We start from the raw sequence: 25,393 nt of genomic DNA, 5'->3' as shown, positions 1-25,393 counted from the left end.
CGCCATGCGCCCATCCATCCGCAGCCTGCTCGGCGTCGCGGCGGCGACGTTGATGATCCTGGCGGGCACCGGCGGCACGCCGGCCCACGCCGCGGACGCGCCCTACGACGTCCTGGTGTTCTCCAGGACCGCCGGCTTCCGGCACGACGCCATCCCGGCCGGCATCCAGCTGATCCGGGAGCTGGGCGCGGCCAACAGCTTCACGGTGACCGCGACGGAGGACCCGGCCCAGTTCACCGCGACCGAGCTGGCCCGGTACGAGGCGGTGGTCTTCCTCAACACCACCGGTGACGTGCTCAACGCGAGCCAGCAGACCGCCTTCGAGAACTACATCCGGGGCGGCGGCGGGTACGTGGGCGTGCACGCCGCCGCGGACACCGAGTACGACTGGCCGTTCTACGGCGAGCTGGTCGGGGCGTACTTCGCCTCGCACCCGGCGATCCAGCAGGCCACCGTCCGGACGGAGAACCGGGCGCACGCGGCGACGGCGGGGCTGAGCCCGGCCCAGACCCGCACCGACGAGTGGTACAACTTCCGCACCAACCCGCGCTCGTCGGCGCGGGTGCTGTCGACCCTGGACGAGTCGAGCTACTCCGGCGGCACGATGGGCGCCGACCATCCGCACACCTGGTGCAAGACTCTGCAGGGCGGCCGATCCTTCTACACCGGAGCCGGCCACACCCAGGCCAGCTATGCCGAGGCCGGCTTCCGGTCGCTGCTGCTGGGCGGCATCCGGTACGCGGCCAACCGCACCAAGGCCGACTGTCGCCCGGAAACCGGCTACACCACCCTCTACAACGGCGCCACCACGGGCTGGTCCCAGGCCGGGCCGGGCAGCTTCAGCAACAGCAACGGCACCCTGACGTCCTCCGGCGGGCCGGGCATGCTCTGGTACAGCACCAAGGAGTTCGGCTCCTACTCGCTGAAGCTGGACTGGATGATGCCCGGTGACGACAACTCCGGGGTGCTGATCGGCTTCCCGGCGGGCAACGACCCGAACGCGGCCCTGGCCAATGGCTACGAGGTGCAGATCGACGCCACCGACACCCCGGACCGGACCACCGGATCGGTGTACGGATTCCAGTCGGCGGACCTCGCCGCCCGCGACAGCGCGCTCAACCCACCGGGCGAATGGAACACCTACGAGCTGCTGGTGGAGGGCGAGCATCTGCAGGTCCTCCTGAACGGCGTCAAGATCAACGATTTCGTCAACACGGACCCGCTGCGATCGCTGAGCTCCGGCCACGTCGGCATCCAGAACAACGGCACCGGTGACGACGTGTCGTTCCGCAACATCCGGATCAAGGAGCTCGGTGGCACGACGCCCCGGGTCGGCCCGATCACCGGTGTCGCCGGCAAGTGCGCCGACGTCAGCGGGTCCGGCTCCGCCGACGGCACGAAGGTCCAGCTGTGGACCTGCCACGGCGGCGCCAACCAGCAGTGGACGGTCACCGGCAGCACCTTGCGCTCCCTCGGCAAGTGCCTGACCGTGGCCGGCACGGCCAACGGCAGCCCGGTGCAGCTGTCGACCTGCACCGGCGCCGGCGGGCAGAACTGGACCGCGGGAGCCAACGGCTCGCTGGTCAACGCCGCGTCCGGCCGGTGCCTGGACGCCAACGGCGGCAGCTCCGCCGACGGCACCCAACTGATCGTCTGGACCTGCCACGGCGGCACCAACCAACGCTGGACCCTCCCGTAGCGACCGCTTGGAGAAGCACCATGTCCGAAGTGACACGAAGGAAACTTCTCGCCGCCGGGGCGGCCGGCGCCGGGGCCGCGCTGCTGCCGGGGTGGACGGCCGCGGCCCGGGCCGGAGCGACGGCGCCACCGCAGGTGCTGGCCGCGGGTGACCTCGCGCTCTGGTACGACGAACCGGCCGGCACCGAGTGGCTGCGGGCGTTGCCGGTCGGCAACGGGCGGCTCGGCGCGATGGTGTTCGGCAACGTCGACACGGATCGGTTGCAGCTCAACGAGGACACGGTGTGGGCCGGGGGCCCGTACGACTCCGCCAATCCTCGCGGTGCCGCCAACCTGGCCGAGATCCGGCGGCGGGTGTTCGCCGACCAGTGGACCCAGGCCCAGGACCTGATCAACCAGACGATGCTCGGCAGCCCGGCCGGGCAGCTGGCCTACCAGCCGGTCGGCAACCTGCGGCTGGCGTTCGGCAGCGCCGCCGGTGCCTCGCAGTACCGCCGCACCCTCGACCTGACCACGGCGACCGTCACCACGACGTACGTGCTCAACGGCGTGCGGTTCCAGCGGGAGGTGTTCGCCAGCGCGGCCGACCAGGTGATCGTGGTCCGGCTGACCGCCGACCGCGCCGGCGCGCTGAGCTTCACCGCCACCTTCGACAGCCCGCAACGGACCACCGTGTCCAGCCCGGACGGCGCCACGATCGGCCTCGACGGCATCTCCGGCAGCATGGAGGGCATCACCGGCTCGGTGCGGTTCCTGGCCCTGACCAGGGCCACGGTCACCGGCGGTACGGTCAGCAGCTCCGGTGGCACGCTGCGGGTCTCCGGCGCCACCTCCGTCACCCTGCTCGTGTCGATCGGCACCAGCTACGTCGACTTCCGTACCGTCAACGGCGACTACCAGAACATCGCCCGGACCCGGCTGGGTGCCGCCGGCACGGTGGGCTACGAGCAGCTGCGCGCCCGGCACCTGGCCGACTATCAGGCGCTGTTCAACCGGGTGACGCTCGATCTGGGCCGCACCGCCGCGGCCGATCAGACCACCGACGTACGGATAGCCCAGCACGCCTCCACCAACGACCCGCAGCTGTCCGCGCTGCTGTTCCAGTACGGCCGGTATCTGCTCATCTCGTCCTCGCGGCCCGGCACCCAGCCGGCCAATCTCCAGGGCCTCTGGAACGAGGAGATGGCGCCGTCCTGGGACTCGAAGTACACCATCAACGCGAACCTGCCGATGAACTACTGGCCGGCTGACACGACCAACCTGGCCGAGTGCTTCCAGCCGGTCTTCGCCATGATCAAGGATTTGACCGTGACCGGCGCCCGCACGGCCCAGGCCCAGTACGGCGCGGGCGGCTGGGTCACCCACCACAACACCGACGCGTGGCGGGGCTCGTCGGTGGTCGACGGTGCACTGTGGGGCATGTGGCAGACCGGCGGCGCATGGCTGGCCACCCTCATCTGGGACCACTACGCGTTCACCGGCGACCTCGACTTCCTGCGCGCCAACTTCCCGGCGATGAAGGGCGCCGCCCAGTTCTTCCTCGACACCCTGGTCACCCACCCGACGCTCGGGCACCTGGTCACCAACCCGTCGAACTCACCGGAACTGCCGCACCACGCGAACGCCAGCGTGTGCGCCGGTCCCACCATGGACAACCAGATCCTGCGCGACCTGTTCACCGGCTGCGCCCGGGCCGCGGAGACGCTGGGCGTGGACGCCGCCTTCCGCACCCAGGTCCTGGCGGCCCGGGACCGGCTGGCGCCGATGCGGGTCGGCTCGCGCGGCAACATCCAGGAGTGGCTGGCCGACTGGGTCGAGACCGAGATCAACCACCGGCACGTCTCCCACCTGTACGGGCTGCACCCGAGCAACCAGATCACGCGGCGGGGAACACCGGCGTTGCACACGGCCGCACGCCGCACGCTGGAACTGCGCGGCGACGACGGCACCGGCTGGTCCCTCGCCTGGAAGATCAACTACTGGGCCCGGCTGGAGGACGGGGCCCGCGCGCACAAGCTCCTGCGTGATCTCGTACGCACGGACCGGCTCGCGCCCAACATGTTCGACCTGCACCCGCCGTTCCAGATCGACGGCAACTTCGGCGCCACCTCGGGCATCGCCGAGATGCTGCTGCAGAGCCACAACGGCGAACTGCACGTGCTGCCCGCACTACCGCCGACCTGGCCGAGCGGCAGCGTCAGCGGTCTGCGCGCCCGCGGCGGACACACCGTCGGTGCCACCTGGAGCAGCGGCCGCGTCGAACTGGTCGTCACCCCCGACCGTACGGGCACCGTCCGGTTGCGCAACCAGTCACTGACCGGCGACCTGGAGCTGCGCGACGAGACCAGCGGCGCTGCGGTCCAGCCGGCGCGGCCCGAGGCCGGCGTCATCGAGTTCACCGGTCAGGCCGGGCACACGTACCGGGCGTCGGCGCTCCAGACAGGGCCGGTGCAAAAGGGCGTCTACTATCGGCTGGTGGCCCAGCACAGCGGCAAGGCCGCCGACATCAGCGGTGCCTCCACGACCGCCGGGGCCGCCCTGGTCCAGTGGCCGCTCACCAGCGGACTCAACCAGCAGTTCGAGTTCCTGCCCTCCGACGGCGGCTACCACCGCATCAGGGCCCGGCACAGCGGTCTGGTCCTGCAGGTCGCCGGTACCGCGGGCGGCGCCGACATCACCCAGCAGCCCGACACCGGCGCCGCGGCCCAGCAGTGGCGGGTGGTGGACCAGGGCGGCCAGGTGTGCAGCCTGGTCAACCGGCAGACCGGCCTGGCCATGGACGTCTACCAGGCCTCCACCGCCGACGGCGCCCGCATCTCCCAGTGGACGGTCACCGGAAGCACCAATCAGCGGTTCCAGCTCCAGCAAGCCTGAATCACCCACACGGAAGTCAGCGGGGGAGCCGTCGCCTGCGGGGTGACGTCGATATGACGTGGCGGCGGCCTGGACGGGTCTCCGCGGTAATGACAACATCGATGGATGGTGACCGATGGTCCGGGGCGCGATCCCTGGACCGTCGCGATTTACGCCAGCGGCTCCCGGTTTCCGGTCGGATCCGGGGTGCTCATCGACCGGCGTCGCGTTCTTACCTGCCTGCACGTCCTCCAGGACAGGCGGCAGCCGTTCACCGTGGCCTATCCGAAATCGGGGTTGCCGCGGACAGCGATGACGGCTGTCGCCGGATTCCGGCCCGGGCGCGAGGGCGACGTCGCCGTCCTGGAACTGGCCGACCTGGCTCCGCCCGAGGCGGTGCCGGCGCCGCTACGGTCACCCACGCCGGATTCGCTGGCCGGCGAACGCTGGTGGGCGTTCGGGTTCACCCAGGATTCCGAGTTGGGTACGGACGCGTACGGCGTGATCGGCGCGCCGCTGGCGTATGGATGGGTCCGCCTGGACACCCAGTCGCGATACGTGGTGAAGCCGGGCTTCAGCGGCGCCGGACTGTGGTCGGCGGCCTTCGGCGCAGTCGTCGGGCTGGTTGGACAAGCCCGCCTGGGCGGCGACCACCCCGGCGACGCGCTCGCCGTGACGTTGCACCGGGCCGCCGCCGAACTGCCCGACGAGAAGCTGCACGAGCTCTCGGCCTGGTCGATCATGGCCGCTGGGGAAACTGCTCTCAAGGCCTGGGGCTGGTCGCTGAGCCACGACGTCGAGGCGGTCCGTCATTGGCGCCCGCGGGCACGTGGCGTATCCATCGACACAGAGGGCGGCTACCGGTTCCGCGGCCGGACTGCGGCGCTGACCACGATCGTCGGATGGCTCGGCCGCGCCCGGCCGGACGCCCGGGTGTTGGTGGTCACCGGTTCACCGGGCGTTGGCAAGTCCGCGGTGTTGGGCCGGGTGGTGACCACCGCCGACAAGGGGATGCGGGCGGCGCTGCCAGCCACCGACCGCAACGTGCGGGCGCCCCTCGGCTCGATCGCCTGCGCCGTACATGCCAAGGGCAAAACCGCGCTCGACGTGGCCACCGAGATTGCCAAGGCCGCATCTATCCGGGTTCCGCGCACCGTCGACGAGCTGGTCCCCGCGCTGCATCAGAAGTTGAACCAGGAGGGTGGTCGGCGCCGGTTCAATCTCGTCATCGACGCCCTGGATGAGGCAAGCAGTCCCCGGCAGGCCCGCTTGATCATGAATGTGCTGCTGCTGCCGATCGCCCGCACCTGTGCCCGGCTCGGTGCGCAAGTCGTGGTGGGCAGCCGGCTTACCGACGATGGCGGGCCGTTGCTGACTTTGTTGGGGGCAAACGCTGAGCTGGTCAACCTCGACGAAGAACGCTACTTCGCCGAGGAGGACCTCATCGAGTACGCGCACGCGACCCTCGCGCTGACCGGCGACGAACGCAGCGATAATCCGTACGCGGACCCCGAGGTGGCCGTTCCAGTGGCCCGGCAGATCGCCTCGATGGCCGATCGCAACTTTCTTATCGCCGGTCTGATCGCCCGGTCTCACGGCCTGTACGACACGGAGCCCGTCGACCCGGCCGGCCTGGATTTCACCGCGACGGTGGACGCCGCGCTCGAGGACTACCTGATCCGGCTGCCTCCGCTCGACCAGGTGCCCGCGACCGTGGTCCTGACCGCGCTGGCGTACGCCCAGGCTCCCGGATTGTCCGTCGACCTGTGGCGGGTGGCGCTCGAGGCGTTGAACGTCGCCGTGGGCCGAGACGAGTTGGTCCGGTTCGCCGGGTCCTCGGCTGCGAACTTCCTCGTAGAATCCAGCAACGACGCCGGTACGCCGCGGTACCGCCTGTTTCATCAGGCGCTCAACGATTCGTTGCTGGCACGGCGTACGCACGACGGGTTGCGCCGCGACGACGAACGGGCGCTGGCGCTGCGGCTGATCCAGGACGGCCGCACTCTCGGCTGGGAGCGTGTCGACCCGTACCTGCTGCGGGTGCTGCCAACCTACGCGGGCCGTGCTGGGATCATCGACACGTTGCTGACCGACGACACGTTTCTGCTGTACGCCGACCTGCCCCGGCTCACCCAGCTGGCCGACCAGGCTCGCACCGCCGCAGGGTACGCCCGGGCCCGGCTGTTGCGACTGACCCCGCACGCCATCGCGGCCGGAGCACGAGAGCGGGCTGCGTTGTTCGGCGTGACCGAGTCACTCGAACAACTCGGCGACACCTTCTCGAGCTGGGCTGGGCTGCCTTATCAGGCTCGCTGGGCGACGGTCACTGGCCGCGCCGAACGCGCCGTCCTGGAAGGACACGCAGGCGCCGTCCGAGGGATCTGCGAGATCACGGTGGCCGGTCAGCCGCACCTGGCCACAGTCGGGGATTTCCGGTCGGTCCGGTTCTGGAACCCGGCGTCAGGCCGGCACTGGGAAGTGCCGATACCGCAGACGCAGACAGAACCGCAACTCGCGGTCTGCCCGGTCGTGCTGGGGGGTCGAGTGGTGGCGGCCGTGGCCGGGCGCAGTCGGAGGATCTCGTTCATCGATCCGGTCGCTCGGCGCTTCATCGGTGCGTTGCCCGAGAGCCCGGCGATCGTCCGATCGTTGTGCACTGTGAACGTCGAGGGACAGTCCACGTTGGTTTCCGGCGGTGACGATGGCGTCATCCGGATGTGGAGCCTCGCTAACCGGCGCTTGCGTACCATCGCGGGCCACGATGGCCCGGTGCGCTGCGTCACCGTGATTCGGCGCCGCGGCCGAGAATTGCTGCTGTCCGCCGGGGACGACTACAAGGCTCGAGTCTGGGACCCCCTTACCGGTCAGCAGATGCTGGTGGTTGCGCCGCACATCGCTGCGGTGCGGGCAGCGTGCTCGGTGACCGTCGGCGGTCGTGCGAGTATGGCAACGGCCAACTACCGCACCGCCAAGGTTTGGAACGCGGCCACCGGCCTGGAGTCGTACGAGCTGGACGGGCACACTGCCGGCATCCGCGGCATGGTTGCGCTGCGAGTCGACGGCAAGGAGGTCCTGGCGACGGCGGCCGCCGACGGCGACGTTCGCATCTGGGACCCGGAAGACGGCAGCTGTCTGCGCGTTTTGTCCGGCCATACTGATGCGGTCACAGCCATCTGCACGATCACTGTGGACGGGCGCGCGTTCGTCGCCACCACGAGCCTCGACCGCACGGCTCGCCAGTGGGACGTCAGCCTCGCCGGGCCGGCCACCGGTGGTCACCACCGCGGCACTCGGGTCAGCGGGGCCTGCATGGTCCGCGCTTCCGCCCGGCAACTGGTCGCCACGGTGGACAACACCACAGGGGTGATCCGCCTGCAGAACGTCGAGACCGGCGCAGAGGTGGTCCAGCTCAAGGGCGTGACCGGCGCGTTCGCGGACATCTGCACCGTCGACTACCGGGCCCGGCAGCTCGTGGTGGCGTCCAGCGATCAGGGCACCCTGCAAATCTGGGATCCCGGCGCTGGCCGGCAACTCCACTACCAGGCTTTTCAGTACGGCAGCCTTCGTGCCATGTGCTCGTTCGAGGCCCGTGGCGGGCGCCCGGTACTGGCCGTCGTCAGCAAGGGGCACAGTGCCATTCGGTACCTGTGGGCGGACACCGCAAAATTCGTGCACTCGGTCCGGATGCCGAACTTCTTCGGGCACCGAAAACTTAGCGCGCACCTCGACGGTGTCCGCATTATCCGGCACCTCGTGGTGGACGGTGTGTCGCTGCTGGCCACCGCCGGCGACGACGACGAGGTTGTGCTTTGGGGACCCGAGGGGCGTCCGCGCAACAAACTGGTCGGGCATCGCCGCTCGATCAGCGCGCTGACCACGGTGGCGCACCAGGGCCGTACCCTGCTGGCCACCGCAGGCGCGGACCAGACCGTCCGGCTCTGGGACCCGGCGGGCGGGGACTGCCTGGCAGTGATGACCGGGCACACCGACGGCATCAACGCGCTCTGCCCGGTGACAGTCGACGGCCGCCGTATGCTCGCGTCCGGTAGCCAGGACCGGACGATCAAGATCTGGGACGTCGGCATCCGGTCCCTGCATCTCTCTATCCCGGTGCACCATCCGGCGCTGGTCTGCCTGGAGGTCTCCGACGGGCTATTCGTCGGCCTGACTGCGGGTTCGCTAGTACTGGGGGTCGGCGGCGAAGGCGAGGAGTTTGCGCCGTTTCAGAGACTCGGCGCGTACTGACGCAGCCCCTTCAGCAGCGCATTGTCCGCGGCATGACGTAGCCGGTCCAGGGACGCGGCGCTACTCGGTGGTCATGTCGAGGACGAAGCGGTACCGGACGTCGTTGCGGGCCAGCCGCTCGAGTGCCTCGTTGACCTGTAGCTGAGGCAGGGTCTCGATGTCGGCGGTGAGGTGGTGGCGGGCGCAGAAGTCGAGCATCTCCTGCGTCTCGCGGGTGCCTCCGCTGCCGGCGCCGGCGATGGTCTTGGCGCCCTGGATCAGGCTCATCGGGTTGACGGTGAGGTCGGCCTCCGGGATGCCGACGATGCAGAGGGTGCCGTCCATGGCCAGCGCGGCCAGGTAGGGCTCGACCGCGTGCGGCGCGCCCACGGTGTCGAGGATGAGGTCGAAGCGGCCCTTCTGCGCCGCCATCTGCTGCTGGTCGGTGGAGAGCACGACGGCGTCGGCGCCCAGGGCGCGGGCCTCGGCGGCCTTGTCCGGGGTGCGGGTGAACTGGACGACCTCGGCGCCGAGGTGATGGGCGATCTTCAGGGCCAGGTGACCGAGCCCGCCCATCCCGACGATGCCGACTCGCGTGCCGGGACCCGCGCCCCAGCGCTTGAGCGGAACGTAGGTGGTGACCCCCGCGCACATCAGCGGCGCGACGGCAGCGAGGTCCAACCCATCGGGTACGTGGTAAGTGAACTTGGCCGGCAGGACGTACTCCGAGGAGTAGCCGCCGCGGGTCGGCATCCCGTCCTTGGGGTCGACGTTGCCGTAGGTGAGCGTCGGGAACCGCTCGCACCAGTTCTCCCGGCCGGCGCGGCACGGCGGGCATGCGCCGCAGGAGTCGATGATGTTGCCGACGGCGACCTTGTCGCCGATCCGGAAGCCGGTGACCGCCGGGCCGACGGCGGCGATCTCGCCGGTCATCTCATGACCCGGCACCAAGGGGGCGCCGCCGCTGTGGCGGATGGCGGAGATGTCGCTGGAGCAGACCCCGCAGTACTCGATCCGGACCGCGACGTCGTCGTCCCGCAGGTCGCGGCGCTGGAAGGCCCAGGGTCGCAGCGGACCGCCCTGATCCAGAGCGGCCCATCCGGTGGTGTCCCTCATGTCGTCACTTCTTCCCGTGCTTGGCAAACGAACTGGTTCGTTTGCCGACCGCAGCGCACGGATCGTCGTGTGCCAAACGAACAAGTTCGTTTAGGCTGGGACGGTGGACAGGTCACAGGCCAGCCGCCGGCGTCTGCTGGACGCCGGCGCCGTCGAGTTCGCCCGGTACGGCGTAGCCGGGGCGCGAGTCGACCGCATCTCCCTCGAGGCCAAGGTCAGCAAAGCCCAGGTCTACTCGTACTACGCCGGCAAGGAGCAGCTCTTCGACGCGGTCCTCGACGACCAGGTCACCGACATCCTGGAGAAGGCGCCGCTCACCGATGACCTGCCCGACTACGCGGTCCGCCTCTACGACGCCTACCTGGAGCACCCCCAGCTGGTCCGCCTGGCCACGTGGGCGCGGCTGGAGCGCCACCCGGCCGGCCCGTTGTTCCCCCAGGCCGACGAGACCGCCAAGCTCGACGTCATCGCCGCCGGCCAGCGCGCCGGCCGGATCCGCCCGGACCTCGCTGCGGCCGACATCCACTCCATGGTGATCGCGATGGCCATGACCTGGGCGCCGAGCAGCCTGACCTATACGGCGACCCTGGCCGACCCGGCGGAGGACCACGACCGACGACGGGCCGGTCTCGCCGCAGCCGTCCACGACGCCTTCATGCGCTGAGCCGGCGGCCATGACACCGGAGGCGCGCTACGCCGTCCGTCGGGCCGGCGTTGTCAGCCGGCCAGCGACCCGGCGAAGATCTGCCACGCCAGCAGGGACTTGGCCACCAGGCTGAGGACCAGGTACGCCTTCTCGCCGTAGGCGTAGTCCGCCCACCGGCCGACCCCCCGGTACTGCAGCCACTGGTTCAGTCCGAAGCTGAAGAACAGGACGGCCTGGACCACCACGATGCCGTACACGAAGCCGGGCACGGTCTCGGACCCGGCGACGTTGAACGCGATCGAGATCCACGGTGTGAGGCCGACGATCGTGCCGAACCAGAAGGGAAGCATCGTCGTGCTGCGGCGGCCGGGTGGGTTCATCAGTTCCTGCAGCCACCCGAACAGGATCATCCCGGCGTTGGCGCCGGCGACCGCGATGACAGCGTTGATGCTCGTGCGTAGGTGCGGCGCGCCACAATTCCGGTCAGCAGGTGGTCGAGCGCCGCCAGGAGCAGGAATGCGGCCACGGCCCATCCGATGGAGACTTCGAACAGTGCCTGCGGGGCGACGGCGGCGGAGCCGGGTGGTCCCTCCGGGAACGACGACGTCACGGTGATCGCGAAGTTGCCGGCGATCAGCACGACGACCGCCGCCTGGGCCAGGTGCAGCAGGGTCAGAGCCAGGTTCCACCTACGCAGACCGGCCAGGCGCTGCTCGGTGACGCCGGTAGCGGTCGGCGTCGTGTCCTTGGTTGTCACAGGGGTCACCTTCTCTCACGATGCTTACGCTCGGCAGCCGCAGCGCGGATGCGCCCGGCAAGGCGCGACGTGAGGCAACTGCGGTCATCTCGGCCCACCTCGGGCTACTAGATCACTATGGTGAAGGGACCCCAAGACGTACGGGTCCTGCCAGATCGTCTTGATCCTCCTGTCCCTCAACCGATACCTCGCCCGGTCGTGGGAGTGGGCCATGTGCCTGAGGTTCGTTGTCCGGTACGGCCATCGGCCGGTCGGCATGAGAGCCGCGGGTAGGTAGGAGCGGCGCCATGAGCTTCTGGATCTCCCTGTCGGCGTCCCTCACGATGCCGGCAGGGGTAGGCCGCGTGGCTTACGGGCAGGCCCTGGTCGTCGCACATAGTGTCGAGGACCGGTTCAACCGTTGCTTCGCCGGCGCGGCATGGCTCAAGCAGCGGTTCCCGGCCCGCAGTTCCGTCCGGGTGCACCTGCTGCCGCGCGACGACACGGTGGTGAGCGCGGAATATCTCAGGAAGAAGAACTACGGAGGACCGAAAGAGATCCAGTGCGGACTCCGTCTTCCCTCCTCCTGGTTCCAGGACCCGCCAGTGGGAGACGGGCTGACCGGTCTGCGCCTGTTCCAGGCCGTGCAGCACGCCCTGCACGCGATAGGGGACCGGTACGGCATCGGCACACCCGCGGCCGTCGGCCCGCACGCCGACCGAGGCCGGCCCGCGCTGGTTGATCCGTTCCGTCGGCCACCGTCCGGACCGTCCCGCTACGCCGCGGCCGCGCTCGAACTGCAGCGCCTCGCACACTCCACCCCGCCAGATCAACTAATACTCGTCGCCAAGGAACCCCGTCCGCAACCGTCGCCAGGCAGCACCAAGCCGTGATCGAGGCGCTCGGCACGGTCGTCGCGCGGCGCACCGTCGCCGCGCCTGAGGGAGACATGCGGGCATGGATCATCCACATCCGGTGACCTGGACACCGCAGGTTCCAGGCCTCTCAGCGAGGAGGTCCAAGACGCTGCACTCCGCCGTCAGCACCGCTGAGCACTGCCTCGCACTTTGGGGCGATTTCCTCACCGCGGCGACGCCACAGGCTGTCGGCATCACGGTCACCGTCACAGACGACACGGACAGCGTCTCTACCGTGGTGGCCGGCCTCGACGCCGCTGGTGAACATGTGGCACTCGTCGTACCGCTCAGCGCGCTCGAGGAGCACGCAGACCAACTCGCTGCCCGAATGCTGGACGCGGTCATACCCGCGCTCGTCACCATCGCCGAGCAACACCCGCGACCCGAACCGGTCCTGGTCTGGTACCGGGAGCAGGTGACCGGCCCGCAACCAGACGACGAGCCGGGTCTGGACATCGCGTTGGACCACCTCGACGATGAGGTGGAACTCGTGCTCATCGGCCGCCTCGACGGCACCCCGGGCGAGGAACCCGGCCCGCACCACAGACTCGACGACTACATCGACGAACGACTGGAATGTCGCGGCATCGCCGGACGAGCTGACAGCGGGGTCGTCGGCTCCGCCGCGTACCGGGTCCTGGAACTCTTCCCCGAATCGGCCGGCTGACCGCCGGTTCGGGAACAGCCACCTCACCACCGCGACCCGCAGGGCGGTCCGTGCCTCCAGCGTGGGGTTCGGCGTCGACGCGAGCTCAGCCACGGCCTTCCGCCCGGCGTAACCCGGTGATCGCTTCAGCGGTCTGGCCGTCGAGCCATTGCCGGTGCTCGCGGTCGTCGACAGTGTCGAACAGGTTCTGGTAGAGCCGCTGCTCGCGGGCGAGCCACAGAACCCGCATCGCCCGGTAGCTGTGCCACCATCCGGCAGCCTCGGCGGTCCGGGCGCACCGTTGCTCGGCGGCGGGGTCGTGGCGGCCCAGCCACAGCCCGAGAAGTGCGAGGTCAGCGCCGGGCGGATACATGCCGGCGAACTCGAAGTCGATGAAGATCAGCGGCTCGCCGGCGGCGACCAGGGCGTTGCTGGCCAGCGGATCGCCGTGCCCGAACAGCAGGGGAGCGTCGGTGACCGCTTCCAGCAGTGGTTGCTGGACATCAGCAGGCAGATCCCCGGCCGCGGCGTAGCGACGGATACGGGCCGGCCAGTCCGTGGCGGGCATGCTGAGCGGCCCGGGGCGGAGGCCGCCATGAGGCGAAGGCCGCCATGGCGTCGATCATGGCGGTCACGATGGGCTCGGGTAGCCGCGGTGGGTATCGGTCGGTGTGCGGCGGCGCTCCGGGCAGGCGTTCGATGACCAGAACGGTGTGCCCGGCGTACTGCAGCAGCGGGACGCGCCATGGCGGTGGGGTGACAGCGAACGCCTGGTATGCGCTCACCTCGTGCGCGAAGCGTTCGACCCATTGCCGCTCGGAGCTGATCAGCTGCTTGGCGACCACGTCACGGCCGTGCCAGCGGCCGGCGACGGTGACGGCCTTGTCGGTTCGCCGTAGCTGCTCACCTCGCTGCAGACCGGGAAGGAGATCGAAAGTGTCGGCGCCGGCGGGAAGGTCACCCGGCATGCCGGCCGTCTCGTACACACCACCATCCTGCTGGCCGGTGAGGCGAACGTCGAGGTCCTGGTGCGGTGCATCAACTCGGAAGAGCGTCCAGGGCTACGTGATCTAGGATCACTCGGTGTTCGCCCCTCTTCGCGCCCTGACCGTCGTTGCGCTGGCAAGTCTGCTTGCCGGCGGATGCGGCTTGATCCCATCGGGCCCTGGCCCTCAGTCGCCCCCGTTCGAGTTCCTTTACCAGCCCACGTCGGGCGATGACCAGATGAACCAGACTTTGGCGATCTCCAACCTCACCTCGTTGAGCTATGCGCCGATCCTGAAGCTGGCTGCAGTCGACGAGACCGGCGAAGTGCTGCCGTCCGTGACGGTTTCCACTGTCTACGGCAGTGACCATGCTGCCCTGGTGATCCCGGCCCGGACCTCCATCGTGGACATCATGCGGTTCACCGGAGAGCACGTGGACAGGGTCGCCGATGTCCGTGCCACAGTCATAGACGCGCTGTATGTGGACTACCCGGCGATAGCCACCGAGCCCACCGTGACCCCGCTCGACGCCTCAGGCGTCGCCGTCACCCGCAACGACGTGTTCACGCGGGTCCGGGTGAACAACGACAACGATCGTCCGATCACGATTCGCCTGGTGTACATCATCTGGGACATGCCGCCTGAGGGACGGACCCAGCAAGCTGTTCGCACCGAGCCCATCGGTGACCTCGTCACCGTAGCGGCGCACGGGGAAACCGAGGTGCCGGTCCCGCCCGACGACGCGGCTCTCATCCGGCAGACCTCAGGCACTGCGCCAACCAGTATCAAGGCGTACCACTCCAGGCAACTATAAGGTCGGGCCGTGTCGATTCCCCTGCGCTGGCGGCTGCTCGACGAGGGAACCCGTATCGCTCTTACTGAATGCGCGGATGTCGACGGGCTGTTCGTCGATCGCGTGTTTCCTGCGGAGCCGGTGTACGAGCGTTACACCCTGTTGAGCTGCGCGCCGGCTGGGCCACTGCTTGTAGCGATCAAAGGGACAGGACCGACGTGGTTCGGCAACTTCGTTGTCGAGGGAGCCCATGTCCCCGGCCGGCCGGTGAGCGAAGGCTGTGATCCCGGATGCAAGGGTTGCTTCGACATCATCGAGGAGCTGCTCGACGTCCGTGTCATCGACCATCGGCCTTCCGTGGACGGGTCCGGCCTGCTCGACATCGACCTCGAAGGCCATCGCCGCGACGGTGACAACAATGAAGGCGGTACCGTCGCGCCCGCTGTCTTCGGCTATCGGCTGATCGTATGGCCGGAACCGGACGGCTCCCACCCCGGGACACCGGCCGGCGAGTGCCGAGACATTGCGGGTCTGTTCCATGAGCGCCCGGAGGTCTGGCCGCCCGGTCCACCATTGACTTTGCTGGGTTGCCGGCCCGGACTCACCGGTTCCTTCGAGGCCGAGCTGGTCCACGTACGCGTGGACGGCACAGCGCACAAGATGGGCTGGGAACACCGCGTGCTGGGCAGTGTCGAAGGCACCCGCCCATCCGCCCTCGGTGACGACTTGGTCGATATCACCGTGAGCGCGCGGATCCCGACACCACTGGCGGCGAACGACCGTCCGCTCTGGGACATGTGGCGCGCCGGGGGCCCGACCACGCCGAACCAGTGGGCAGACCTTGATCGCAGCGATCGCTTCCTCTGGGTGCGAGCCGCCGCACTCCACCGGAGGCACGCCCCGGACAAGCCCGCGGGCATGGTGTACCACCTGGACGGGCGCTACATCACCGACCTCGATGGGTTCTTCTGTGCCATCGGCGAGGCTATCAACGGCCCGGGCGGCTGGTTCGGCGGCGACCTGTTCTGGTTGCACGAGAACGCGGCCACCGGGGACGGCGGCGCCACCCCCGGCTTCCGGTTGATCTGGCACAACTGCGGATCGCGCGTCGCGGGTGGCGCTCGGGTGTCAGCGTGGCGTGCTGGTCCCGATGATGATCGCCCGGCCCAGGGTGTGCGGGATCAGCATGATGTTCAGTAGTGCCCGGCTCGCGCCCTTGGGCAGGTCCAGAGATTCGACGGCGAGCGCGGTGACGCAGATGACCATCCGGTGGGTGCCGGTGCCGGGCGGCGGGTTGGCCCCGGCGTAGCCGGTGCTGCCGAGGTCGTTGAGCAGTGCGGTGCCGGCGCCGCCGCCGTGCGGAAGCCCGTTCAGCGTGGCCGGGATGTCCTTGACCGCCCAGTGCCACAGCCCGCCGGGGATCGGAGCGTCGGCGTCGAACGCGGTCACCACTAGGCTCCGCGTGCCGTCGGGCAGCGGACCCCAGGACAGCTCGGGTGATGCGTTGTGCGGCTGGTAGGCGGAGTCGGGCAGGGCCCCGCCGTTGGTGAAGTCCTTGCTGGTGAGGGTGAACGCGGGGGCGGGAAAAGCCAGGGCGTACGGGTCGTAGGTCATCTCTTGCTCCTCAGCTCTGATGTACAGCATTGCTGCACTTCGCCGAACAATACAGCAGTGCTGTATATTCGGCGGCATGAGTGACTTGGATCTCGCCGAAGAACTGCGCGCGGCGATCGGCGACTTCGTGCGCCGCGTTCGCGTCCACGACGAGATGTCGCCCGGTCAGGCCGCGGTACTCGGTCACCTGGCCCGCTCGGGGCCGCTGTCGATCGCCGACCTGGCCCGGCTCGAGCAGGTCAAGCACCAGTCGATGGCCCGCACGGTCGGCCTGCTGGCTGATCAGGCCCTGGTCACCCTCGGCCGCCATGACGCCGACCGTCGCCAGGTCATGCTGACGCTGACCACCTCCGGCGGCGAGGCCCTGGCGAGCGCTCGCCGCGCGCGGGCCGCCGGGATAGCCCGCGCGATCCGCGAGGACCTCGACGACGCCGAGCGGGAGATCCTCCGCCGCATTCCGGGAGTGCTGCGGAAACTTCAGCCGTGAGGGAGGCGTGAGCCGGCGGGTCGCGGCTCCGTGCACGGCTGAAGTTTCCGGCGCACCGTACGGTGTCAGCTCAGGACGACCCCCCGATGACGGCTTCCACGTGCACCTCAATGCCGGGGGCGGCGGGCGGCACCACGGTCCCCTCCACCCGCTCACCGTTGACGAGCAGGTGGGTGACCCGGCCGGTCACGCCCGCCTCCTTGCGGACGGTGATCTGGTAGGTGGCACCCCGGAAGGCCCGGGTGGCCTGGAAGCCGGACCAGTCGGCGGGCAGCACCGGGTCGACGCGCAGCCCGGTCAGCTCCGGCCGGATGCCGAGGATCCACTGGGTGACAGCGACGAAGTTCCACGCCGCGGTGCCGGACAACCAGGAGTTCTTGGCCTCGCCGTGGGCCGGCGCGTCCCGGCCGGCGATCATCTGCGCGTACACGTACGGCTCGCAGCGGTGCACCTCGCTGATGCCTTCCCGGGCGGACGGGTTGATCCGCCGGTAGTAGTCGAAGGCGCGGTCGCCGTTGCCCGCCATCGCCTCGGCGATCATGATCCACGGGTTGGTGTGGCAGAAGATGCCGGCGTTCTCCTTGTAGCCGGGCGGATAGGACGAGATCTCGCCGAGCTCGATCCGGTAGCCGGAGTACGCCGGCTGCTGCAGGACGATGCCGTGCGGGGTGGCCAGCCGCTCCGCCACGCTGTCCAGCGCCCGTACGGCCAGCCCGTCGTCCAGGCCGACGCCGCCCAGCACGCACATGCCCTGCGGCTCGATGAAGATCTGCCCCTCGTCGTTCTCCGCCGAGCCGATCGGGCGGCCGTCGAAGTCGTACGCGCGACGGAACCAGGCGCCGTCCCACCCGTGCTCGACGATGACGCCGGTCATCTTCTCCGCGGCGGCACGGTACTCGACCGCCTCGTCGTCCAGTCCGCGCAGCTCGGCGAGCGCGGCCAGCTCCTTGCCGGCCAGCACGAACTGGCCGGCGATGAAGACCGACTCGGCCGCGCCGCCGGAGGCGTTCTCGGTGGTCTGGAACGGCTCACCGGGAGTGTCGGAGAAGCAGTTGAGGTTGAGGCAGTCGTTCCAGTCGGCCCGCCCGATCAGCGGCAGGCCGTGCGGGCCGAGCCGCTCCCGGGTGTAGCGCAGCGAACGGCGCAGGTGCTCGTACAGCGGCGCCTCGCTGCCCGGCGCGTTGTCGAAGGGCACCGGCTCGTCCAGGATGGTCTGGTCACCGGTCTCCTTGACGTACGCGGCAACGCCCAGGATCAGCCACAGCGGGTCGTCGTTGAAGCCCTGGCCGATGTCGTTGTTCCCCCGCTTGGTCAGCGGCTGGTACTGGTGGTACGCCCCGCCGGTCGGTAGCTGGGTGGCGGCGATGTCGAGGATGCGTTCCCGGGCGCGCTCCGGGATCATGTGGACGAAGCCCAGCAGGTCCTGGTTGGAGTCGCGGAAGCCCATGCCGCGGCCGATCCCGGACTCGTAGAACGACGCGGACCGGCTCATGTTGAAGGTGACCACGCACTGGTAGGCGTTCCAGATGTTGACCATCCGGTCGGTGTCCAGGTCCGGGGTCGTCACGCTCAGCGTGCCGAGCAGCCGGTCCCAGTAGGCGCCGAGCGCCGCGAAGCCCTCGGCGACCGTCTCCGGCCGCAGCCAGCGCTCGATGACCGGGCGCACGTGGCGTTTGTTGAGCGTCTGCGATCCCGGGGGATCGAACTTCTCGGTGCGCGGATTCTCCGCGTACCCGAGCACGAAGACCACCTCACGGGTCTCCTGCGGGGCCAGGCTCAGCCGTACGTGGTGACTGCCCATCGGTGCCCAGCCGTGGGCCACCGAGTCGAAGGCCGCGCCGCGCTCCACCGCAGCCGGCTGGTCCCAGCCCCGGTACGCGCCCAGGAACGTGTCCCGCTGGGTGTCGAAGCCCGCCAGCGGTTCCGAGCAGGCGAAATAGGCGAAGTGGTCACGCCGTTCGCGGTATTCGGTCTTGTGGTAGATCACCCCGTCGGCCACCTCGACCTGGCCGGTGGAGAAGTTGCGCTGGAAGTTGGTCGCGTCGTCCTGCGCGTCCCACAGGCAGAACTCGACCGAGGAGAAGAGCGAGAGCTCAGCCGCGGTGTCGCGCTCGTTGGTGACCCGGCACCGCCAGACCTCGAGGGTCTCGCCGAGCGGCGCGAAGTACAGCGTCTCGGCGCGGATGCCGCCCCGGGCGGAAGCGACCCGGGTGTACGACAGACCGTGCCGGCACTCGTACTCGTCCAGGGAGCTGCGGGTCGGCTGCCAGGTCGGTGACCAGAAGTCACCGGTGGCGTCGTCCCGCACGTACAGGTAGCGCCCGCCGAGGTCGAACGGCGCGTTGTTGTAGCGGTACCGGGTGAGGCGGCGCAGCCGGGCGTCGCGGTAGAACGAATATCCGCCCGCGGTGTTGGAGATGATGCCGAAGTACGCCTCGGTCCCCAGATAATTGATCCAGGGCAACGGCGTGTCCGGCCGGTCGATGACGTACTCACGGCGCTCGTCGTCGAAGTGTCCGTAGCGCACGGGGTCTCCTCCCTGCTTGGGCGGTCAGCACCCCACGATGGCTTGGGAGCGCTCCCACAGCACGATGGTATGGGTGAAACCGGGCACACGCGACCCCCGAAATCCGCGCCGTCGCCGACAGTGCACCGCTCGGGCCGGCGTGGTTGCCATGGGACGTCGCTCACGCCGTCCGATAAGGAACGACTAGATCCGTTCTGGCCACGGCGTTGTCTGATTGCGCGGCGAGGTTCGTGTAGTACACGTCCCAGTGCGGTCCGGCGGCCACGAGTCCCCGCTTCTCCAGCCAGTCGGCGACCGCCCGCTCGGCCGTATCGAGGTCCTGGCAGGAGCCGTGGTGAACGGTGGCCGCCGCTCGTCCGCCGGGCAGCCGCGACGCGGTGATTCGTCCCTGGCCGGGCACCGGCCCGGGGACCGGATAACCGGCCTCCACGTCGACCATGTCCGCATGGCCGGCATACCGGGCGAACGGCGGCCCGCAGACCCGGACGCCGCGATCCGTCAGGTAGCGGTCGAGCTCCCGGTAGACATCGATCAACCACGCCAGCAGCTGTGCGGCCGGTACGCGGGACCGGACGACCGCGGTGTCCTGGCTGGTCAGGGTTCGGCTCTCGATGAGATAGGTCATGGGCCACCTCCGCGTCACTGTCGACGATGGCCCGCTCGGCCGTGCCGGGCCAGAGTCTTCCGGCCCCGGCACCGTCCTGGGTGAAATCTGGACGGCTACCCGGGCTGTCCGGTGACCTCCGTCGACCGCGGATCGGCAGGCGGTCGTCGCCGCCATCCTGGTCGGTGCTGAGGGAGTGTGTCCGTGCCGCCGTGCTGGCGCCGTCGTTGCACAACAGTCAGTCCTCACGGGCGCCGCAGCGGCGGCGGACCCGGCCGACGGCCTGATCGGCCAGCGTGTCCAGGCGGCGCCGAACAGCGGCGTGCCGGTCTGCGCAGCGTGGGCCGCCACGAGGGGTCGGTGGGGGAGTCCTAGGCGTGCGGTGGGGATGATCGTTTCCCTCCCGTGCGGCGTGGACGGGGTCAGGGCCGAGGTTCCGGCGTCGTCGTGGTCTGGCGGGTACTGCGCAGGCTCCAGACGATCGAGACCGTGATGGTGAGCACGATGACGCCGAGGGTGACGGGGATGGGCAGTTTGCCGACCGGGGTCTCGGAGAGGATCAGCTTGACCCCGGCGAAGGCGAGCAGCACGGCCAGGCCGTAGTGCAGGTGGACGAAGCGGCGCAGCAGGCCGGCGAGGCAGAAGTAGAGGCTACGCAGGCCGAGGATGGCGAAGGCGTTGGCTGTCCAGACGATGAAGGTGCTGGTGGTGATGGCCAGGATCGCGGCCACGGAGTCGACGGCAAAAATCAGGTCGGTGGCCTCGACGGCGATCAGGACCACGAACAGCAGGGTGGCGACGCGCTTGCCGTTGATCCGGGTGAAGAACTTGTCACCGTGGTACGCCGGGTCGGTCGGGATGACCTTGCGGACCAGGCGGACGACGGGGTTGCGGTCCGGCGGGGTCTGTTCGTCGTGGCGGAACGCCATCTTGTAGCCGGTGTAGATCAGGAACGCGCCGAACACGTACGCGGTCCAGAAGAACGTCTCCAGCAGCTCGGCGCCGACGAAGATGAAGACCAGCCGGAAGAGCAGCGCGCCGATGACACCCCAGAACAGGACCTTGTGCTGGAAGGCGGCGGGGACGGCGAAGGAGGTGAAGATCAGCGCGAAGACGAAGACGTTGTCGATCGACAGGGCCTTCTCGATCAGGTAGCCGGCGTAGTAGGTGCCGGCGACCTCGCCGCCCTGCCAGGCCCACAGCACGACGCCGAACAGCAGGCCGGCGGCGATCCAGATGCCGGACCACAGGGCGGCCTCGCGGAAGCCGATGACGTGGTTGTCGCGGTGCAGGAACAGGTCGACGGCGAGCATCGCGGCGACCGCGAGCATGAGCAGCGCCCAGACCCACCAGGACACAGACATGGGAAGGGAGACCTTTCGCCCGGCCGGCCCGTGGCGGCGGGCCGGCGACTGTGGACGAAGGTCTCCCCGGGCCACCGCGGCGATGGCTGCACCACCGAGACCCGGATCTGCCGGGTCCGTCCTGACGGTGGCGCGTGGTGCGTCGGGTACTCCCCCTCGAACTACGTTCAATGATTCACGAAGTGACGTTCGTATGTCAAGGCAGGGGCGCAGCTGATTTCGTGTCTTGGTATGCGTACATTGAGGGGTGGTACGGCTCGGTGCGAACGCGGGGACGGGGATCACGTGTCTCAGACAGCTCACCCGGTCAAGGGGTGGACGTTTCTGACCAACCACGCCCACGTGCTCCTGGCCATCGCCCGGGACCCGACCGTCCGGCTGCGTGACGTCGCCGACGCCGTCGGCATCACCGAGCGCGCCGCGCAGGCGATCGTCGCCGACCTCGAAGCAGCCGGCTACCTCCGGCACGAACGCGTCGGGCGCCGTAACCAGTACACCCTCAACCCGGCCGGCCGTTTCCGGCACCCCGCGGAGGCCGACCACAGCATCGGTGAGCTGCTCGACCTGTTCACCGGGACGCCGGTGACCTGATGCGGTTCACAGTCAGCCGATGGCGTGCCTGCACAACCGCAACGCGCGGTGTCGCAACGGCTGCGACCGGTGGGCATCGTCCCTCAACGCGGTGAGAGCGTCGCGGACCCCGGCTGACGGATAGCCGTCCTCCAACCACCCCAGGGCCAGAGCGGGCCAGTACTCAGTCGGCCAGCCAAGCGCGAACACCAGCAGCTCGTCCCAGGGTGGCGCCGACGGCACCACCGCTGCCACGGCCGCCGCGAGCTGGCGATGCGGCTGCTCGAGCAACGGCAACAGCATCGTCAAGTTCGCGCCGACGGCGACACCCCGGACCTTGCCGCCATCGGCCACGACCCACGACCCGTCAGCGTCCAGACCGAGCACCGAACCGTGAGAGCCGATCGCCACGACCGGTTGCCAATGCTGCCCCGTCATGACCACATCATCCGGCACCGGCCGATGAGCTCAGCGACCAGACTTGCCAGCACGTCAGAGCTATGACGGAAGGGTAGTGGCGAGAATCAGATCAGGATCGCGGCCAGGGCGCGGAACGCTTCGGCCGGGAAGGTCGTGGCGTCGCCTCCGTTCAGGACCTGGATCGCCACCTCGTCCGCGCCCGCCTGGAAGTGCTTCTCGATGCCGGCGGCCACCTGGTCGGCCGTACCCCAGGGGATGAGGGCGTCGACCAGGCGGTCGCTGCCGCCGCCGGCGAGGTCCTCGTCGGTCCAGCCGAACCGGCGCAGGTTGTTGGTGTAGTTCGGTAGTGAGAGATAGCCGGTGGTGTACTGCCGGGCCGTCGCCCGCGCCGCGGCCGGGTCCGGATCGAGCACCACCGCGACCTCGACGGCCAGCAGCCGGTCCGGGCCGATCGCCGTCCGGGCCTCGGCGGTGTGCTCGGCCGGGGTGAAGTACGGGTGCGCGCCGGCCGCCCGGTCGTGGGAGAGCGTCAACATCCGAGGGCCCAGGGCGGCCAGGACCCGCTGCTCGGGTCCGAGGCCCGCCGCGTCGAGGGCATCGAGGTAATCCACCATTTTGGAGTACGGCTTGCGGTAGTCGGTGCCGTTGCTCTCCACCAGGACGGCGTGGCTGGCGCCGAGGCCGAGCAGGAACCGGCCGGGGTGGGCGCGCTGCGCGTCCTGGGCGTACGCCGCGACCTCGGCGGGTGACGAGTGCCAGATGCTCACGATGCCGGGGGCGACCCCGATGCGCTCGGTCCCGTCCAGGATCTCGCGGTAGCGCGGCGGGACGTGCTGGTCGAAGCCGGCCGAGAACCAGATCCGGGAGTAGCCGAGCTCCTCCAGCTGTTTCGCGGCGGCCACGGCCGCGTCCGCAGTCGGGCTCTCGAGGAAGTACGGCTGCCACACGCTGACGAGTCTCTCGGTCATACCGCAACAATACGTGCGCGCTCAGGCGTGGGCGACGCCCGCTATCTGGGTGTTGAAGGTGACGAACGGGCTGTGCAGCCGGTACGGCTCGAGGTCGACGCGGGTGAAGCCGGCCGCGCGTACCGAAGTCGCGAGGTCCCGCTCGCAGGAGCAGCCCTCGAAGGTCCAGGCCCACGGCCGGCGCAGCGCTCGCTGGAGCGCCCGCGTCGGCGTGCCGGCCCGGGCGGCGACGTGCTCGACGAAGCGGAAGGTCCCACCGGGACGCAGGATCCGGCGGACCTCGGCCAGGACCGCGGCCGGGTCGCTCACCGTGCAGAGCACGAGCGAGGAGATCACGCTGTCGGCGCTGCCGCCGGGCAGGCCGGTGTGCTCGGCGACCTGGTCGCGCAGGTCCAGGCGTACGCCGCGCCGCCCGGCCGCCGCCCGCAGCCGCCGGTGCATGGCGACGTTCGGCTCGACGGCGATGAGCGTCGACCCCGGGGTCAGGAAGCGCAGGTTGGCGCCCACCCCGGAGCCCAGCTCGACGACCGTCGGCGGCAGGCCGGCGAAGACCCGCCGCTTCTGGTGCCGCACGTTCCACTCGATGTACGGGCCCATGATGCTGAAGAAGGCGGCGTTGAAGGGCCCGCGGGCCCGGTGCAGTTCGAAGGTCACAAGAGGGAACTCTGCGCCGATCCCCGCGGCGTGTCAGGCGGGGAAATACCTCAATGTCGGCGCTGGGCGCTGTACCAGGCGGCGATCTGGGCGCGGGACCGGAAGCCCAGCCGCAGGCGGATCCGTTCGACGTGGCCCTCGGCCGAGCGCTCGTCGATGCCCAGGCGCGTCGCGATCTCGCGGTTCGTGCACCCCTGGCTGACCAACTCCGCCACCTCCCGCTGGCGAGCGGTCAACCCGTCGGCGCGGCGCCGGGGGACGGGCAGGCCGAGGAACCGGCGGACCGCGCGGACCAGCTCGTCCCGGTCACCCGCGTACGGCAGGTGCGACCGGCCGGGCAGCAGCACCAGCTCGGCACCGCGAATACCGTCGGCCAGGGCGTGCGCTTGCGCGACCGGCGCGGCGCGGTCGCCGGTGCGGTGCACCACCAGGGTCGGCGCCTGCACCTGACCCAGGTAGCCGGTGACGTCGAGCTCGTAGCTCAGCGCCAGCAGCGCCCGGGCGGTGGCGGCATCCGAGCACGCACGCTGGTAGCGGGCCAGCTCGGCGCGGGTCGCAGGGTCGGCGTCGGGGGCGAAGATGTCGGTCAGCACGTCGGAGCCGAGCCCCCAGTGCGCCTCGACCAGGCCCAGGACGTGCTCCCGGACCTGCGGCGCAGAGACGTCGGCACCGCGGGCCCAGCCGCCGTAGAGGACCAGGCGCCGGACCGTGCCGGGGTGGGCCGCGGCCCAGGCCACGGCCACCGGGGCACCGAGGGAAGTGCCCATCAGATCGAACGGCTGGTCCAGGGTGGCGGCCACGGCGGCCAGCTGCTCCAGCTCGAAAGCGAGCGACGCCGGACGGTCGGCGGCCGGTGACAGCCCGGACCCGGCGCGGTCGTAGCGGACGAGCCGGCAGCCCTGCGCCAGCGCCTCGTACAGCGCGCGCTCGGGCGGCAGCTCCCAGCTCAGCTGGAGATGCGTGAGCCAGCCCATCACGTAGACCAGCGGCCGGCCGGCACCGACCGAGGCGTACGCCACGGTGGCGCCGCCTTCTGTCACCGCCTGAGCGAGCCGCTGCCGCACCATGGGCGGGGCGTCAGCTGCCGGCCGCGGCGGACTGCTGCGCCTGCCAGATCGCGATCTGAACCGCCAGCACGAAGATCTGCACCGGCAGGGGCATGCCGGGCAGGTCCGCCTCGACGGCCCCCGACCAGGCGCTCGTCCGGCGCAGCGACCCCACCTTGACCCCGTCGGCGACCCATGCCTGCTGGTTGCCCCACATCGACTCGCGACGGAACTCGTAGGTGCGTCCTTCGGCCTGCACGGTCCAGTGCTTACGGCCGGCCCGCTCGACCAGGGCGATCTCCTCGCCCCGGTCGTCGGTCATCCGGTACTTGGTGCCCCAGCCGTTGGCGCGCACGTGGTAGTGGCGGCCGTCGACCTCGAAGTCGCCGCCGGTGCGCCACCACGACGGGTCCCAGACGGCTACCGGCGTGCCGTCGGAGACCAGCTGGTAGCGGCCGCGCCACATACTCATCCGTTCAGCGGTCAGCATGCCTGCAGAGTAATGGGGCTCCGATGATCGGTAG

General features: G+C 69.8%; 22 protein-coding genes and 1 pseudogene. 10 read left to right on the top strand and 13 right to left on the bottom strand.

Annotation, left to right across the window (positions count from 1 at the left end; translation table 11 throughout):
- The first annotated feature begins 4 nt into the window (after positions 1 to 4).
- The 3 genes from ACWEOZ_RS25985 to ACWEOZ_RS25975 all read left to right on the top strand — a co-directional run bounded on the left by ACWEOZ_RS25985 (position 5) and on the right by ACWEOZ_RS25975 (position 8,796).
- A complete protein-coding gene (locus ACWEOZ_RS25985) occupies positions 5 to 1,699 on the top strand; it encodes a ThuA domain-containing protein (RefSeq protein WP_451913270.1) in 1,695 nt (564 codons plus the stop codon).
- Positions 1,700 to 1,719: 20 nt separating this feature from the next.
- Entirely contained in the window at positions 1,720 to 4,572 is a 2,853-nt protein-coding gene (locus ACWEOZ_RS25980; protein ID WP_451913269.1) for a glycosyl hydrolase family 95 catalytic domain-containing protein, read from the top strand.
- A gap of 105 nt (positions 4,573 to 4,677) precedes the next feature.
- Complete coding sequence (locus ACWEOZ_RS25975; RefSeq protein ID WP_451913268.1) at positions 4,678 to 8,796, top strand: trypsin-like peptidase domain-containing protein; 4,119 nt, start codon at positions 4,678 to 4,680, stop codon at positions 8,794 to 8,796.
- Positions 8,797 to 8,856: 60 nt separating this feature from the next.
- Here ACWEOZ_RS25975 and ACWEOZ_RS25970 read toward each other — a convergent pair whose 3' ends face one another.
- Entirely contained in the window at positions 8,857 to 9,891 is a 1,035-nt protein-coding gene (locus ACWEOZ_RS25970; RefSeq protein ID WP_451913267.1) for an NAD(P)-dependent alcohol dehydrogenase, read from the bottom strand.
- Between the two features lie 103 nt (positions 9,892 to 9,994).
- Between ACWEOZ_RS25970 and ACWEOZ_RS25965 the strand changes: the two genes are divergently transcribed.
- The gene (locus ACWEOZ_RS25965) at positions 9,995 to 10,555 is read left to right on the top strand and encodes a TetR family transcriptional regulator (RefSeq protein WP_451913266.1); all 561 of its coding nucleotides are present in this window, start codon (positions 9,995 to 9,997) and stop codon (positions 10,553 to 10,555) included.
- Between the two features lie 53 nt (positions 10,556 to 10,608).
- On the opposite strand, the pseudogene heR reads toward ACWEOZ_RS25965, so the two are convergent.
- A pseudogene (gene heR, locus ACWEOZ_RS25960) lies at positions 10,609 to 11,177 on the bottom strand (heliorhodopsin HeR).
- A gap of 404 nt (positions 11,178 to 11,581) precedes the next feature.
- Here heR and ACWEOZ_RS25955 point away from each other — a divergent pair.
- Positions 11,582 to 12,166: a hypothetical protein gene (locus ACWEOZ_RS25955; RefSeq protein WP_451913265.1), complete on the top strand. Its 585-nt coding sequence runs from the start codon at positions 11,582 to 11,584 to the stop codon at positions 12,164 to 12,166.
- 64 nt (positions 12,167 to 12,230) lie between these two features.
- Positions 12,231 to 12,857: a hypothetical protein gene (locus tag ACWEOZ_RS25950; protein ID WP_451913264.1), complete on the top strand. Its 627-nt coding sequence runs from the start codon at positions 12,231 to 12,233 to the stop codon at positions 12,855 to 12,857.
- A gap of 85 nt (positions 12,858 to 12,942) precedes the next feature.
- Here ACWEOZ_RS25950 and ACWEOZ_RS25945 read toward each other — a convergent pair whose 3' ends face one another.
- Together ACWEOZ_RS25945 and ACWEOZ_RS25940 are read right to left on the bottom strand one after the other, a co-directional pair.
- Complete coding sequence (locus ACWEOZ_RS25945; RefSeq protein ID WP_451913263.1) at positions 12,943 to 13,404, bottom strand: phosphotransferase; 462 nt, start codon at positions 13,402 to 13,404, stop codon at positions 12,943 to 12,945.
- The gene (locus ACWEOZ_RS25940; protein WP_451913262.1) at positions 13,340 to 13,822 is read right to left on the bottom strand and encodes a hypothetical protein; all 483 of its coding nucleotides are present in this window, start codon (positions 13,820 to 13,822) and stop codon (positions 13,340 to 13,342) included. Before ACWEOZ_RS25940 ends, ACWEOZ_RS25945 begins: the two co-directional genes overlap by 65 nt.
- Before the next feature lie 97 nt (positions 13,823 to 13,919).
- Here ACWEOZ_RS25940 and ACWEOZ_RS25935 point away from each other — a divergent pair, with 97 nt between their 5' ends.
- Both ACWEOZ_RS25935 and ACWEOZ_RS25930 read left to right on the top strand, forming a co-directional pair.
- Positions 13,920 to 14,636, top strand: coding sequence for a hypothetical protein (locus ACWEOZ_RS25935; protein WP_451913261.1), 717 nt, complete (start codon positions 13,920 to 13,922; stop codon positions 14,634 to 14,636).
- Positions 14,637 to 14,645: 9 nt separating this feature from the next.
- Positions 14,646 to 15,815 carry a barstar family protein gene (locus ACWEOZ_RS25930; RefSeq protein ID WP_451913260.1) on the top strand — a complete coding sequence of 390 codons (1,170 nt, stop codon included), beginning with the start codon at positions 14,646 to 14,648 and terminating at the stop codon, positions 15,813 to 15,815.
- Here the strand turns inward: ACWEOZ_RS25930 and ACWEOZ_RS25925 are convergent.
- Positions 15,744 to 16,229: a YbhB/YbcL family Raf kinase inhibitor-like protein gene (locus tag ACWEOZ_RS25925; protein ID WP_451913259.1), complete on the bottom strand. Its 486-nt coding sequence runs from the start codon at positions 16,227 to 16,229 to the stop codon at positions 15,744 to 15,746. The two genes, ACWEOZ_RS25930 and ACWEOZ_RS25925, sit on opposite strands and share 72 nt — an antisense overlap.
- Positions 16,230 to 16,305: 76 nt before the next feature.
- Between ACWEOZ_RS25925 and ACWEOZ_RS25920 the strand changes: the two genes are divergently transcribed.
- The gene (locus tag ACWEOZ_RS25920; protein ID WP_451913258.1) at positions 16,306 to 16,716 is read left to right on the top strand and encodes a MarR family winged helix-turn-helix transcriptional regulator; all 411 of its coding nucleotides are present in this window, start codon (positions 16,306 to 16,308) and stop codon (positions 16,714 to 16,716) included.
- Positions 16,717 to 16,786: 70 nt separating this feature from the next.
- On the opposite strand, the gene ACWEOZ_RS25915 is transcribed toward ACWEOZ_RS25920, so the two are convergent.
- The 3 genes from ACWEOZ_RS25915 to ACWEOZ_RS25905 all read right to left on the bottom strand — a co-directional run bounded on the left by ACWEOZ_RS25915 (position 16,787) and on the right by ACWEOZ_RS25905 (position 21,211).
- Entirely contained in the window at positions 16,787 to 19,243 is a 2,457-nt protein-coding gene (locus tag ACWEOZ_RS25915; RefSeq protein ID WP_451913257.1) for a GH36-type glycosyl hydrolase domain-containing protein, read from the bottom strand.
- 160 nt (positions 19,244 to 19,403) lie between these two features.
- Entirely contained in the window at positions 19,404 to 19,868 is a 465-nt protein-coding gene (locus ACWEOZ_RS25910) for a GyrI-like domain-containing protein (protein ID WP_451913256.1), read from the bottom strand.
- A 401-nt stretch (positions 19,869 to 20,269) separates the two neighbouring features.
- Positions 20,270 to 21,211, bottom strand: a complete 942-nt coding sequence (locus ACWEOZ_RS25905; protein WP_451913255.1) for a TerC family protein — start codon at positions 21,209 to 21,211, stop codon at positions 20,270 to 20,272.
- 285 nt (positions 21,212 to 21,496) lie between these two features.
- On the opposite strand from ACWEOZ_RS25905, the gene ACWEOZ_RS25900 reads away from it, so the two are divergent.
- Entirely contained in the window at positions 21,497 to 21,802 is a 306-nt protein-coding gene (locus ACWEOZ_RS25900; RefSeq protein ID WP_451913254.1) for a helix-turn-helix transcriptional regulator, read from the top strand.
- Between the two features lie 12 nt (positions 21,803 to 21,814).
- On the opposite strand, the gene ACWEOZ_RS25895 is transcribed toward ACWEOZ_RS25900, so the two are convergent.
- The 5 genes from ACWEOZ_RS25895 to ACWEOZ_RS25875 all read right to left on the bottom strand — a co-directional run bounded on the left by ACWEOZ_RS25895 (position 21,815) and on the right by ACWEOZ_RS25875 (position 25,359).
- Positions 21,815 to 22,219, bottom strand: a complete 405-nt coding sequence (locus ACWEOZ_RS25895) for a hypothetical protein (protein ID WP_451913253.1) — start codon at positions 22,217 to 22,219, stop codon at positions 21,815 to 21,817.
- Positions 22,220 to 22,305: 86 nt separating this feature from the next.
- Positions 22,306 to 23,169: a TIGR03620 family F420-dependent LLM class oxidoreductase gene (locus ACWEOZ_RS25890; protein ID WP_451913252.1), complete on the bottom strand. Its 864-nt coding sequence runs from the start codon at positions 23,167 to 23,169 to the stop codon at positions 22,306 to 22,308.
- 21 nt (positions 23,170 to 23,190) lie between these two features.
- Positions 23,191 to 23,823: a class I SAM-dependent methyltransferase gene (locus ACWEOZ_RS25885; RefSeq protein WP_451913251.1), complete on the bottom strand. Its 633-nt coding sequence runs from the start codon at positions 23,821 to 23,823 to the stop codon at positions 23,191 to 23,193.
- 50 nt (positions 23,824 to 23,873) lie between these two features.
- Positions 23,874 to 24,863, bottom strand: coding sequence for an alpha/beta fold hydrolase (locus tag ACWEOZ_RS25880; RefSeq protein WP_451913250.1), 990 nt, complete (start codon positions 24,861 to 24,863; stop codon positions 23,874 to 23,876).
- Between the two features lie 37 nt (positions 24,864 to 24,900).
- Positions 24,901 to 25,359, bottom strand: coding sequence for a hypothetical protein (locus tag ACWEOZ_RS25875; RefSeq protein ID WP_451913249.1), 459 nt, complete (start codon positions 25,357 to 25,359; stop codon positions 24,901 to 24,903).
- Positions 25,360 to 25,393 lie beyond the last annotated feature (34 nt).

The organism is Actinoplanes sp. NPDC004185 (genome assembly GCF_053603475.1).
The sequence above is the reverse complement of the archived record's forward strand: the minus strand, read 5'-3'. Positions and strand labels throughout refer to the sequence as shown.